The organism is Agromyces flavus (assembly GCF_900104685.1).
GTDB lineage: Bacteria > Actinomycetota > Actinomycetes > Actinomycetales > Microbacteriaceae > Agromyces > Agromyces flavus.
Window position 1 is genome coordinate 488,122 of sequence record NZ_LT629755.1, and the last position, 12,702, is coordinate 500,823.

Annotated in this window: 12 protein-coding genes and 1 tRNA gene; 10 read left to right on the forward strand and 3 right to left on the reverse strand. The window is 71.0% G+C overall.

The annotated features are described in order from the left end of the window. Positions 1-13 precede the first annotated feature (13 nt). Complete coding sequence (nhaB, locus tag BLT99_RS02430) at positions 14-1,531, reverse strand: sodium/proton antiporter NhaB (protein ID WP_092668988.1); 1,518 nt, start codon at positions 1,529-1,531, stop codon at positions 14-16. A 298-nt stretch (positions 1,532-1,829) separates the two neighbouring features. Here nhaB and BLT99_RS02435 point away from each other — a divergent pair, with 298 nt between their 5' ends. The 10 genes from BLT99_RS02435 to BLT99_RS02480 all read left to right on the forward strand — a co-directional run bounded on the left by BLT99_RS02435 (position 1,830) and on the right by BLT99_RS02480 (position 11,226). Further along, a complete protein-coding gene (locus tag BLT99_RS02435; RefSeq protein ID WP_172802993.1) occupies positions 1,830-2,438 on the forward strand; it encodes a MazG family protein in 609 nt (202 codons plus the stop codon). A 55-nt stretch (positions 2,439-2,493) separates the two neighbouring features. Beyond that, positions 2,494-2,934: a hypothetical protein gene (locus BLT99_RS02440; protein WP_188434451.1), complete on the forward strand. Its 441-nt coding sequence runs from the start codon at positions 2,494-2,496 to the stop codon at positions 2,932-2,934. Positions 2,935-2,992: 58 nt separating this feature from the next. After that, complete coding sequence (gene hisS, locus BLT99_RS02445) at positions 2,993-4,276, forward strand: histidine--tRNA ligase (RefSeq protein ID WP_092668990.1); 1,284 nt, start codon at positions 2,993-2,995, stop codon at positions 4,274-4,276. Between the two features lie 355 nt (positions 4,277-4,631). Then, positions 4,632-5,549 carry a serine/threonine-protein kinase gene (locus BLT99_RS02450; RefSeq protein WP_092668992.1) on the forward strand — a complete coding sequence of 306 codons (918 nt, stop codon included), beginning with the start codon at positions 4,632-4,634 and terminating at the stop codon, positions 5,547-5,549. A 329-nt stretch (positions 5,550-5,878) separates the two neighbouring features. After that, complete coding sequence (eno, locus tag BLT99_RS02455; protein WP_092668994.1) at positions 5,879-7,159, forward strand: phosphopyruvate hydratase; 1,281 nt, start codon at positions 5,879-5,881, stop codon at positions 7,157-7,159. An 83-nt stretch (positions 7,160-7,242) separates the two neighbouring features. Further along, a complete protein-coding gene (locus BLT99_RS02460; protein WP_092668996.1) occupies positions 7,243-7,824 on the forward strand; it encodes an FtsB family cell division protein in 582 nt (193 codons plus the stop codon). Then, positions 7,824-8,363 (forward strand): DUF501 domain-containing protein, encoded by a 540-nt coding sequence (locus BLT99_RS02465; RefSeq protein ID WP_092668998.1) that lies wholly within the window; start codon positions 7,824-7,826, stop codon positions 8,361-8,363. Before BLT99_RS02460 ends, BLT99_RS02465 begins: the two co-directional genes overlap by 1 nt. Then, on the forward strand, positions 8,360-9,655 hold the full coding sequence (locus tag BLT99_RS02470) for a S8 family serine peptidase (protein WP_092669000.1): 1,296 nt from the start codon (positions 8,360-8,362) through the stop codon (positions 9,653-9,655). Before BLT99_RS02465 ends, BLT99_RS02470 begins: the two co-directional genes overlap by 4 nt. Positions 9,656-9,690: 35 nt before the next feature. After that, positions 9,691-11,106: an NAD(P)/FAD-dependent oxidoreductase gene (locus BLT99_RS02475; protein WP_092669002.1), complete on the forward strand. Its 1,416-nt coding sequence runs from the start codon at positions 9,691-9,693 to the stop codon at positions 11,104-11,106. A gap of 46 nt (positions 11,107-11,152) precedes the next feature. Beyond that, positions 11,153-11,226: transfer RNA gene (locus BLT99_RS02480), tRNA-Leu, on the forward strand. Between the two features lie 101 nt (positions 11,227-11,327). Here the strand turns inward: BLT99_RS02480 and BLT99_RS02485 are convergent. Both BLT99_RS02485 and BLT99_RS02490 read right to left on the reverse strand, forming a co-directional pair. After that, a complete protein-coding gene (locus BLT99_RS02485; RefSeq protein ID WP_092669004.1) occupies positions 11,328-12,068 on the reverse strand; it encodes a cytochrome c biogenesis CcdA family protein in 741 nt (246 codons plus the stop codon). Between the two features lie 13 nt (positions 12,069-12,081). After that, a complete protein-coding gene (locus BLT99_RS02490) occupies positions 12,082-12,582 on the reverse strand; it encodes a thioredoxin family protein (RefSeq protein WP_092669006.1) in 501 nt (166 codons plus the stop codon). Between the last annotated feature and the right edge of the window lie 120 nt (positions 12,583-12,702).

A 12,702-nucleotide genomic window follows, 5' to 3' on the forward strand; every position in this document is an offset into this window, starting at 1 on the left:
TCCCTGTGGATGCTCATGCCAGGAAGATGATGGCGAGCAGCGCTGTCGTGGTGAGCGTGATCGTGTACGGCAGCGCCATCCAGAGCATGCGCACGTAGCCGAGGCGGATGAGCGGCGCGAGCGCCGACGTGAGCAGGAACAGGAACGCCGCCTGACCGTTCGGCGTGGCGACGCTCGGCACGTTCGTGCCCGCGTTGACCGTGATCGCGAGCGCCTCGTACTGCTCACGCGTGATCGCGCCTGCGTCGAAGGCGTTCGCGATCTCGGTGATGTAGATCGTCGCCACGAACACGTTGTCGCTGATCGCCGAGAGGGCACCCGTGACGAGGAACAGCACGGTCAACTGCCGCTGTCCGTCCTGGGCGAGCACCGCGTCGATGATCGGGGCGAACAGGCCTTGCGTGTTGATCATCGCGACGACGGCGAAGAACGTGACGAGCAGGGCCGCGAACGGCATCGAGTCCTGGAACGCGCGCCCGAGTGCATGCTCGTCGATGACGCCGTTGAGGGCGGTCGCCATGATGATGACCAGGAGTCCGACCAGCCCGACTTCGGCGAGGTGGAAGGCGAGCGCCAGCACCAGCACCACGGCCGTGAGCGCCTGGACCATCAGCCGGGCGCGACGCCGGGGATCCTGGCGCGCCGACTCCCGGCGTTCCCAGCGCTCCATCACCTCGCGAACGGATTCCGGAAGCTGCGCGCCGTATCCGAACCAGCCGGTCTTCTCGAGCACGACCGTCGTGAGCAGGCCGACGACCAGTACCGGGATCGAGACGGGGAGCATCCGGACGAAGAACTCGGTGAATCCCCATCCGACCGCCTCGCCGATGAGGAGGTTCTGCGGCTCGCCCACCAGGGTGGCGAGCCCGCCCAGCGCCGTGCCGACGGCAGCGTGCATCATCAGGTTGCGGAGGAAATCGCGGAAACGGTCGAGGTCGCCGCGGAGGGGGTCGTTGACGAGCTCGTCGTCATCGTGATCGTGTTCGTCGTCGAATCCCCGGTCGGAGGCGAAGCGGTGGTAGACCGAGTACAGGCCCGTGCCGACGGCGATGACGACCGCGATGACGGTGAGCGCGTCGAGGAAGGCCGAGAGCAGCGCAGCGACGCCCGTGAAGGCGAGCGAGAGCAGGAGCTTCGAGCGCACCGCGACCAGCAGCTTGGTGAACACCAGCAGCAGGAGTTCGCGGATGAAGTAGATGCCCGTGACCATGAACATCACCAGGAGGATCACGGAGAAGTTCTCGGTGGTCTCGTGGTAGACGCTCTCGGCGCTCGTCATCCCGATGACGACGGCTTCGATGGCGAGCAGTCCGCCGGGCTGCAGCGGATAGCACTTCAGCGCCATGACCAGCGTGAAGATGAACTCGGCCACGAAGAGCCACCCGGTCACGAACGGACCGAGGACGAGCAACGCGACCGGGTTCAGCACGAGGAAGGCGACGATCGTCAGCTTGTACCAGCGCGGTGCCGCGCTCAGGAAGTTCCTGCCCAGTGCCGCCGGGAAGACGCGCAGGGACGTGCGGCCGTCCATAGCCCCCCTGTCTGGCGGCGGGCGCCGCCGGGTCGCGATCTCTTCGACGGTTGCGACGCGCTCGCACCGGCCGACCAGACTTCCCGGCTCTCCTGCCCCCACCCTATCGGGGCCACCGGTTAGGCTCGCATCGAGGACGCGCGAGCGCCCCCGAAGGGCGGTGGAGATGACGCGGACAACCGGCGGACGCCCGATCGACGAGCGGGTCGATGCGCTCGAGGCGGCGAGGGCGGCAGCGACGGATGGCGCAGCGCATGGGACCGCGGCAACCGGCGACGGCCTGCTCGAGCTCGTCGCCATGGTCGGCCGCCTCCGTGGTCCGGGCGGATGCCCGTGGGATGCCGACCAGACGCACGAATCGCTCGTGCAGTACCTCGTCGAGGAGTGCTGGGAACTCATCGACGCGATCGAGTCGGGCAGCCGCGAGGAGATGATCGAGGAACTCGGTGACGTGCTCTACCAGGTCCTCTTCCACGCCGACCTCGCGGCGCACACCCCCGGCGAGGACTACGACATCGACGACGTGGCCCGGCACATGACCGCGAAGATGGTGGCGCGCCATCCGCACGTCTTCGGCGACCGCGAGGCAGAGACGGCCGCCGACGTGGTCGCGTTCTGGGACGACCTCAAGGCTTCGGAGAAGCCGCACCGCACGAGCGTGCTCGACGGGGTGCCGCAGGGCATGCCTGCCCTCGCGCTCGCGCAGAAGCTGCTGGGTAAGGCCGAGAAGGTCGGCGTGACCCGCGAGGCGACGGATGCCGCGTCCGCGCCGACCACGGAGGCCGAACTCGGCGACACGCTCATCGCGCTGGTCGCCTCGGCCCGTGCTCAGGGGCTCGACGCCGAGCGCGCGCTGCGGGGCGCCATCCGCTCGCTGCAGGAGGACGTTCGCGACGCGGAGGCCTGAGGTCGCGGGTCGCAAGGCCCCCGATCGCACCGCGGGCACGGCGTAGCCTGCGGGCATGGCCATCGAATCCAACGCACTGCACGAGTTCTTCGGCCGATACGGCGCCGCGCTCGAGAACTTCGATGCGCGAACGTCGGCGGCACTCTGGGGCGCGCCGCGCGCGATGCTGTCCGACGCGTTCGCCGGCGCGCTCGGAAGCGACGACGAGGTGGAGGCCGCCCTCGAGCAGTCGTACCCGCTCTACCGGCAGCTCGGGCTGGCCGGCGTCGAGTTCGACGTGCTCGAGGAGGTGCCGATCACCGAGCACATCACGCGCGCACGCATTCGATGGCACTTCCTCGATGCCGACGGCGAGCGCATGAGCCGCAGCGACTACGAGTACTACGTGCAGCGCGGCGACGACGGCGAGCTGACCGTGCGGTTCGCGCTCGGCATCGACGACGCCGAGCAGCTCGCGGCGCTCATGCACCGCAAGGGCCTCGACGTCCCGAGCTGACCGGGCGCGGTCGCGCCCGGTTCGGGACGCGCCATCCGCTGCTGGAAGAATGGGCGGCATGGCCCAGACCGTGACGCCCCCGCGCGGCATGCGCGACTTCCTGCCCGCCGAGAAGGCCCGCCGCGAGCACGCGCTCTCGGTGATCCGCGGGGTGTACGCGACGCACGGCTTCGACGAGATCGAGACGCCGGTCATGGAGGACTCGTCGCGCCTGCACGCGGGGCTCGGCGGCGACAACGAGAAGCTCGCGTTCGCCGTCATGAAGCGCGGCATCACGCACGACGACCTGCGCGCCGCGGCGGAGTCCGGGGATGCGCTCGCGCTCGCCGACCTCGGGCTGCGCTACGACCTCACGGTGCCGCTGGCCCGGTTCTACGCCACGCACCGGGCCGCGCTGCCGCCGGTGTTCCGAGCCATCCAGATCGGCCCGGTGTGGCGTGCCGAGCGCCCGCAGAAGGGGCGTTACCGGCAGTTCGTGCAGTGCGACATCGACATCATCGGCGAGGCGGGTCCGCTCGCCGAGCTCGAGCTGCTCACCGCGACGGTCGCGGCGCTCGACGCCCTCGGGCTCGCCGGGTGCCGCATCCGGCTGAACGACCGGCGCATCCTGTCGGGCATCCTCGCGTCGTGGGGCGTCGCCGACGAGCTGCGCGAGCGCGCGCTCATCACGATCGACAAGCTCGACAAGATCGGCCCCGACGGCGTGGCCGCCGAGCTCGCGACCCTCGGCGTCGAGAAGGCGGATGTCGCGGACGAGCTCCGCCAGCTCGCGACCGCCGACTGGTCGCTCGCCGACCGCCAGCCGTCGCAGACCGGGCACGGTGTTCCCGCGCCCGCGTGGCTCGACGTCGACGCCTACCGCGACCTCATCGCGCTGCGCGACGCGGTGCCCGGCACGGGCATCGACTTCGACCCGACCCTCGTGCGCGGCATGGGCTACTACACGGGCACGATCTTCGAGATCGCGCACCCCGACTTCGGCTACTCGCTCGGCGGCGGCGGCCGCTACGACCACATGATCGGGCGGTTCCTCGGCCAGGAGGTCCCCGCGTGCGGGTTCTCCATCGGATTCGAGCGCATCGTCGACCTGCTCGCCGTGCGCGACGAGGGCCGCCCGCGCTCGGTCGTGCTCGTGTACGACGCCGAGGTCGAGCCCGCCGAGCTGCTCGGGCTCAAGCACGAGCTGGTGGCATCCGGCATGCGCGTGCGCTTCGAGCGACGCGCCAAGAACCTGCGCGGGCTGCTCGACCGCGTGAGCGCCGACGGCTTCGACGCGTGGGCCTCCGTGACGTCCGACACGACGGATGCCGCGTCGCTCGAGTTCCGCGACCTCGGCGCGTAGCGCCCGCTCGCTCTTCCTCGGCCGCAGCCCCGCCCGCCCCTTGGCGAGAAGTCGCGGATGGCTGGTGCGGCGCGCCATCCGTGCCCTCTCGATCGGAGCCGCGCGACCCTGTACCCGGTCGCGCCGTCAGCCTTCATCGAGAAGTCGCGGATGGCGGGTGCGACGCGCCATCCGGGACTTCTCGGGGAAACGACTCGACGCTCTAGGCCGGTCGAGCCGCCACGCTCATCGAGTGGTCGCGGATGGCGGGTGGGACGCGGCATCCGCGACGTTTCGATCGCCCAAGCTCGCCCGACGAACCGCGGGCTGTGGAGAGCGGCGGCGGCGGCGCCGAGAACGCGGGCAAGGTGGGCGGATGACTCGACGCGCGCCGCTCGCTCCGCACCTGTCCGGAGCGGCGTTCCGTGTCGGGGATGTCCCGTTCCACGGCGCGACACGCGGTCGGCTGCGCGCGTCCGACCTGCAGCATCCGTTCACCGCCGTCCGTTCGATCGGACTCGACCTCGACGACGCACTCGGCCGCTGCCTCGCGTACGAGCCGCTCCTCCGGCAGGGCGAGGCGTTCAGCCACGAGACGGCCGCCGCACTGCTGCGGCTTCCGCTTCCGCACGACTCGAGCACGGTGCACGTGCTCGCGCCGCCCGGCGCGACCCGGGCACGAGGGCGTGGAGTGGTCGGTCACGCCGCATCCGTCGCCCCGCCCGTCGTGCTGCACGACGGCCTGCCCGTCGTCGCCCCCGCGTACGTCTGGTGCCAGCTCGCGAACGGATCCTCGATGTACGACCTCGTCGCACTCGGCGACGCCGTCGTCACCGGGCTGCGCCGTGGCGAGATGCGCCTTCCCGCGCTCGCGTCGCTCGACGAACTGCGCGATGCCGCGAGGGGCTGGGGCAGCCGGCGAGGAGCGGTGACCATCGCTGAGGCGCTGCCGCGCATCCGCGTCGGGGCGGAGTCGCCCAAGGAGACCCACCTGCGACTGATGCTGGTCGATGCAGGGCTGCCCGAGCCGATGCCGAATCCGCCCGTTCGACTGCCGTCCGGCGCGACGGTGCACCCCGATCTAGCCGACCGCCGACGACGCATCGCCTTCGAGTACCTCGGCGATATCCACCGCACCGATCGGCGACGGTGGCAGGACGACCTGCGTCGGCGCCGTGAGCTCACGGCCGCCGGCTGGCACGTCGTGGAGGTCACGGCCGACGACCTCACCTGGAATCGAGAGGCCTTCATCGCGGGGGTTCGCGCGCTGCTCGGCGTCTCGGCGCAACCCTGAGGCCATGCGTCGATCGAGAGGTCCCGAATGGCGAGCCGAACCCGCCATCCGCGCCGCCTCGGGCCGGGCGGATGGCGCCGAACCTCGGACGGACGATTCGAGAAGTCGCGAATGCGCGGTGCGCCGCGCCATCCGCGACTTCTCGCGACGCAGCGGCGGCGACGAGGGGTGAGCCGAGCGCGCGCGACGACAGGTGAGCCGCGCGCGCGACGAGTGGTGAGGCGCGCGCGCGACGACATACGTGAGACGGGCTCGGAAGCCGAGTCCTAGACTGTCCTGCGGGCCACGACGGAGTCGTCCAGCACACCCCCATCACAGAGGAGTTCACTGTGGCATTCATCGAAGCTGTCGGCGCACGGGAGATCCTGGATTCGCGCGGCAATCCCACGGTCGAGGTCGAGGTCCTGCTCGACGACGGCACCGTCTCGCGGGCCGCGGTGCCCTCGGGTGCGTCGACCGGCGCGTTCGAGGCGTACGAGCTGCGCGACGGCGACAACGACCGCTACCTCGGCAAGGGCGTGCAGAAGGCCGTCGACGCCGTGCTCGACGAGCTCGGCCCGGCCATCGAGGACCTCGACGCGAGCGACCAGCGCGTCGTCGACGCGGCCCTGAAGGAGGCCGACGGCACCGACAACAAGGGCCGCCTCGGCGCCAACGCGATCCTCGGCGTGAGCCTCGCGGTCGCGAAGGCCGCCGCCGACTCGGCCGACCTGCCGCTGTTCCGCTACCTCGGCGGTCCGAACGCCCACGTCCTGCCCGTGCCGATGATGAACATCATCAACGGCGGCGCGCACGCCGACACCGGCGTCGACATCCAGGAGTTCATGGTGCTGCCGATCGGCGCCGAGACGTACTCCGAGGGCCTCCGCTGGGGCGTCGAGACCTACCACGCGCTGAAGAGCCTGCTGAAGTCGAAGGGGCTCTCGACCGGCCTCGGTGACGAGGGCGGCTTCGCACCCGACTTCGAGCACAACCGCGCGGCGCTCGACTTCATCGCCGAGGCGATCGGCAAGGCCGGCTTCACGCTCGGCACCGACATCGCCCTCGGCCTGGATGTCGCGGCTACCGAGTTCTTCGAGAACGGCGTCTACCGCTTCGAGGGCCAGGACCGCAGCGCGGCCGAGATGAACGCGTACTACGCCGAGCTCGCCGACGCGTACCCGCTCATCTCGATCGAGGACCCGCTGGCCGAGGACGACTGGGACGGCTGGGCCGAGCTCACCTCCACGCTCGGCTCCAAGCTGCAGCTCGTCGGCGACGACCTGTTCGTGACCAACCCGACTCGTCTCGCCGACGGCATCGGCCGCAAGGTGGGCAACTCGATCCTCGTGAAGGTCAACCAGATCGGCACGCTCACCGAGACGCTCGACGCCGTCAGCCTCGCGCAGCGCGCCGGCTACACCGCGGTGCTCTCCCACCGCTCGGGCGAGACCGAGGACACGACGATCGCCGACCTCGCGGTGGCGACCGACTGCGGCCAGATCAAGACGGGCGCGCCCGCCCGTTCCGAGCGGGTCGCCAAGTACAATCAGCTCCTGAGGATCGAAGAAGAGCTCGGTGAGGCCGCGGTGTACGCGGGTCGCACGGCGTTCCCGCGCTTCACGGCGTAACGAGTCCGAGAGACGCTCGACGGGGGCGGCCGACGGCCGCCCCCGTCGGTCATTCCCGGTGAGGTCGAGGAGGGGCGAAGGCGATGAACGCGGCACGTCGTCCCGCGCGCGGCAGCGCGAGCCCGACCGCGCCCGCCACCGCTTCCGCGCCCGCGCCGGCACGTCGGTCACGCCAGTCCGTCCGCCAGGTCGCCTCAGCCTGGCTCACCGGCATCCGCTTCTCGGGGTTCTCGATCATCATGATGGGCGTGCTCGTGCTCGCCGTGGTGGTGCTCGCGCCGAGCATCGCCGAGTACGCGGAGCAGCGGCAGCAGATCGCCGAGCTCAAGGCCGACGTCGCGCGTCAGGAGGCCGCGGTCGCCGAGCTCGCCGAGGAGCGCGAGCGCTGGAACGACGAGACCTTCATCGTCACGCAGGCGCGTGAGCGCCTCTACTACGTCCGCCCGGGCGAGGTGAGCTACCTCGTGATCGACGACCGCGCGCCGTCCGGCTCCAGCAGCGCCGACCGAGCCGTCTCCGCCGAGGTCACCGAGCTGCGCGGCGACTGGATGCAGACCCTCCTGCGATCGATGATGACGGCCGGGCTCGCCCCCGCCGCCGGCTCCGATCCATCGCCCGCACCGGCGCCCGAGCCCACCGACCAGTCCGCCGACGAGGGGAACTGATGACCCGCCCGCCGTTCCCCCCGGTCTCCGAGCGCGACCTCCGCATCGTCTCGGCGCAGCTCGGCCGTCCCGCGCGCGATGTCGTCGGCATCGCGGCGCGGTGCGTGTGCGGCGCCCCGACCGTGGTGTCGACTGCGCCGCGGCTGTCCGACGGCACACCGTTCCCGACCTTCTACTACCTCACCCACCCGGTGGCGACGGCGTCGATGTCGTTCCTCGAAGCCGCGCAGCTCATGGTCGAGTACACCGAGCTGCTCGAGCAGGACGCCGAGGTCGCCGCGGCGTATCGCGCCGCGCACGAGCAGTACCTCGCCGACCGCGAGCAGTACGGCACCGTCCCCGAGATCGCGGGGGTCTCCGCGGGAGGCATGCCCACGCGAGTGAAGTGCCTGCACGCCTTGGCGGGGCACGCCCTGGCGGCCGGCCCCGGCGTGAACCCGATCGGCGACCTCGCGCTCGAGCGGTCCAACTGGTCGCCCGACGTCTGCCGGTGCCCGGACTACGGCGTCGACGATCTCGACACCGCGGGGTCCGCGTGAGTCGAGGGCCCGATCGCGCGCGAGCGCGCCGTCGGCGAGTCGGATGGCGCGCGGGCCTCAGCGTCGTGCTCGCGACCGTGCTCGCCGTGTCGGGCACGGCGCCCGCACGCGCCGACACGGTGCGCGACCTCGAGTACTGGCTGAACGACTACGGCTTCACGACCGCGTGGAACACCTCGCGCGGCGAGGGCGTGACCGTCGCCATCATCGACACCGGCGTGAACGGCGAGGTCGCCGAGCTGGCGGGCGTCGTGATCGGCGGCACGGATGTCTCGGGCCTCGGCTCCGACGACGGCCAGACCCCCGTCGGCGAGGAGAGCGAGCACGGCACCATGGTGGCGTCCCTGCTCGCCGGGCGCGGCACGGGTGAGGGCAACGGCGTGATCGGCGTCGCTCCGGATGCCGAGCTGCTGACGGCATCCGTCGCGTTCGGACAGGACACGGGCTCCGACAAGACGAACGACGAGCAGATCGCCGAGGCCGTGCGCTGGGCGGTCGACAACGGCGCCGATGTCATCAACATGTCGCTGACCCGCAACACGCGCGACTGGCCCGAGAGCTGGGACGACGCCTTCACCTACGCGTTCGAGAACGACGTCGTGGTGGTGGCCGCGGCCGGCAACCGCGGGTCCGGGACGAGCGAGGTCGGCGCGCCCGCGACCATCCCCGGCGTGCTCGCCGTGGCCGGCGTCGACCGCGAACAGAACGCGAGCTTCGACGCCTCGGCGCAGGGCATCACGCTCGCGGTCTCCGCGCCGAGCGAGGATCTCGTCGGCGTGCTCCCCGACGGGAGCTATGTGCAGTGGTCGGGCACGAGTGCAGCGGCACCGCTCGTGTCGGGCCTCGTCGCGCTGGTGCGGTCGGCCTACCCGGAGCTGGACGCCGCGAACGTCATCAATCGCGTCATCCGCACCGCCGACCCCAAGGGCGAGGAGGTGCCGAGCCCGCTCTACGGCTACGGCATCATCGACCCCGTGGCGGCGCTGACCGCCGAGGTGGAGCTCGTCGAGGCGAACCCGCTCGGCAGCCTCGCCGACTGGATCCGCGTGCACCGGCGCGCGGACCTGCCCGCCGAGGACGGCGGCGGCGACGACGCGCAGGAGATCGTGCCGATCGCCGACCCGCCGCCGCCACGGTCCGACAGCGCCAAGACCCTGCTGCCGACGGCGTGGACGCTCGCGTATATCACGGTCCCGCTCTCGCTGGTCGCGGGATTTGGTACGCTAGCAGCGCTGTTGGGCATCGGCGCCACTCGGCACATCAGGCGGACTTCGCGCACCGGCACGCGCTGACCGCAGTCATCCCAGAACCAAGGAGTGCATTCACCGTGCCCAAGATCCTCATCGTCGGTGGCGGCTACGCAGGCTTCTACACGGCGTGGAAGCTCGAGAAGTGGCTGCGCCCCGGCGAGGCCGAGGTGACGGTCGTCGACCCGCTGCCGTACATGACGTACCAGCCCTTCCTCCCCGAGGTCGCCGCCGGCTCCATCGAGCCGCGTCACTCGGTCGTCGCGCTGCGTCGCCACCTGAAGAAGACCACGGTCGTGACCGCCAAGGTCACCGGCATCGACCACGCCTCCAAGACCGCCACCATCACGCCCGAGATCGGCGAGCCGTGGCAGTTCGACTACGACGTGATCGTCGTCACCGGCGGCGCCGTCTCGCGCACGTTCCCGATCCCGGGCGTGGCCGACCAGGCCATCGGCCTCAAGTCGATCGAAGAGGCCGTCGCGATCCGCGATCGCGTGCTCACCAACTTCGACAAGGCCGCGAACCTCCCGGCCGGTCCCGAGCGCGACCGCCTGCTCACCTTCGTCGTGGTCGGCGGCGGCTTCGCGGGAATCGAGGTGTTCGCCGAGCTCCGTTCGTTCGCGAGCGCGCTGCTCGAGTACTACCCGCAGCTCAGCTTCGACGACACGCACTTCCACCTCATCGAGGCGATGGGCCGCATCATGCCCGAGGTCTCGCTGCCCACGAGCCACTGGGTCATCAAGCACCTCGCCCAGCGCGGCGCCGAGATCCACCTCGACACCCAGCTCACGAGCGCGGTCGACGGCCGCATCGAGCTCTCGACCGGCGAGACGTTCGAGACCGACCTGATCGTCTGGACGGCGGGCGTCATGGCCAACCCGGCGATCGTCCGCACGAGCGACCTGCCCGTCGAGGAGCGCGGCCGCATCAAGGCCCGCGCCGACCTCCGCGTCGGCGACGAGGACGACATCGTGCCCGACGCCTGGGCCGCGGGCGACATCGCCGCGGTGCCCGACCTCTCGGGCGGCGGCGTCGGCGGCTATTGCGTCCCGAACGCGCAGCACGCAGTCCGCCAGGGCAAGCTCCTGGCGAAGAACATCGTCGCCGTCCTCCGTGGCGAGGAGCCGCGCGAGTACTTCCACAAGAACCTCGGCGCGGTCGCCGGCCTCGGTGTCGGCTCCGGTGCCTTCCAGTCGGGCAAGATCGCGATCACCGGTCTCCTGGCCTGGTTCGCCCACCGCGGGTACCACGGCCTCGCGATGCCCACGTGGGAGCGCAAGTTCCGCGTGTTCTGGGGCTGGTGGAACAACTTCTGGCTCCGTCGCGACATCGTCTCGCTCGCCGCGGTGCAGCAGCCGCGCGCCGTGTTCGAGCAGTTCGCCGCGCGGCCGAAGCCCCCGGCCGAGGTCGCCGCACCCGCCGCGCCGGCGAAGGCCGACGCGAAGGCGCTGCCCGCGAAGAAGACGCCTGCGAAGGCCGTCGCGGCCAAGTAGTCGCCCTATGCTGTGACGCGGCGCCGGCCTTCGGGCCGGCCCCGCGGCTCCCGTAGCCCAATCGGCAGAGGCAGGCGGCTTAAACCCGCCAGAGTCTGGGTTCGAATCCCAGCGGGAGCACCTCGCTCGATGCCCTGAGGTCCGACCGGACTCCCGGCTCTCACCTCGATCGCATCCGCCCGGTCGTCGACCAGGTTCCCGCTTCGAAACGGAGACCGCCATCAGCCGACGCCGATGAGCTCCTCGAGATGCTCGATCGGATCGTAGAGTCCAGCGTCGAGGATCCAGGTCTGCAACTGCTTGTCGAAGCCGGTGATGACGGTGATGCCGACGAGCACGAAGAGCACGCCGATGGCACGTCGGAACCACCCGTCGGGGTCGGCGAGCCACCCGAGTCGTCGCACGAGCCCACGTCCGAGGAGCGCGATGAGCAGCAGCATCCCGGCGAGCCCGGCCGCATAGACGATGATGTAGAGCAGGCCCTCCGCGAACGACACGGGGAGCACGGCCGCGATGATCAGCGCATAGGTGGGGCTGCAGCTCGAGAACACCGGGCCGAGCGCTGCGCCGGTCAGGATGTCGCCGGCGACGCTCTGGCGCCTGACCGAGCGGTCGAGCATCACGCCGCTGCGAGCCTGCAGGCGAAGCGCGCCGGAGAGCCGGTCCCACAGGGCAGGGAACAGCAGGTTGGCGCCGAGCAGGATGACGATGCCGCCGGCGACGAGCTGCCACACCTGTGGAGAAATCCCCAGCAGCGCGGTGGTCGCCTTCAGCAGGAGGGTGAACACGATGACGCTCACCGCCAGGGATGCCGCGATCAGGTACGGTCGCGAGCGCGCGCGGCGCTCATCGGCTCCGCGCACGATGGCGCCGCCGACGACCACGGGCAGCAACGGAAGCACGCAGGGCGCCGCGACGGTGAGGACGCCTGCGGCGAAGCTGAGCAGGAGGGACGGCGTCACCGGTGGGCCCCGGTCAGGGAACCGCCGCGACGAGCGACGCGACCGAAGGGTCGTCGTAGAGCACGCTGCTCGAGATGAGCTCGCCGCGATCGTCGACGAACACGACCGTGGTCTGCAGCGTCACTCCGTACTTCTGGCGCAGGTCGGTGCGGCTGTCGTAGTCGACCTTGAACACCGTGAGTCCGTCGGGAGCGCCCAGTGCGCGCAGCTCTTCGTCGAGCGTGCGGCACTGCGGGCACCAGCTCGCGTGGAAGAAGAGCACCTTCTGGCCGGCCGTCGCCTCGATCGCACCATCGGTGTATTCGACGTAGGCGCCCGGTGCCGGAGCGGAAGGTGTTTCCGGGATCGGGGTATCGGCGGCGGGAGGGGTCGAGGCATCCGCGGTCGGCGTCGGCGTGGGCGTTCGCGCGCCCGCCATGCCCGTGCCCGCGGCGTCGGTCGTCGGGGCGGCGCAGCCGGTGAGCGCAAGTACGCCGATGAGCACCGTGACGGCGCTCGTGGATCGTGGGTTCATCGTGGACCGTCCTGCACGAGGGCGGGGTGCCCGTCTCGTCAGCCACGCTAGCCTGCGCCGTGCCTGGGCACCGGCACGCGGGTGGAGACGTCATGGGATCGTAAGGACTTCGACGGCTGG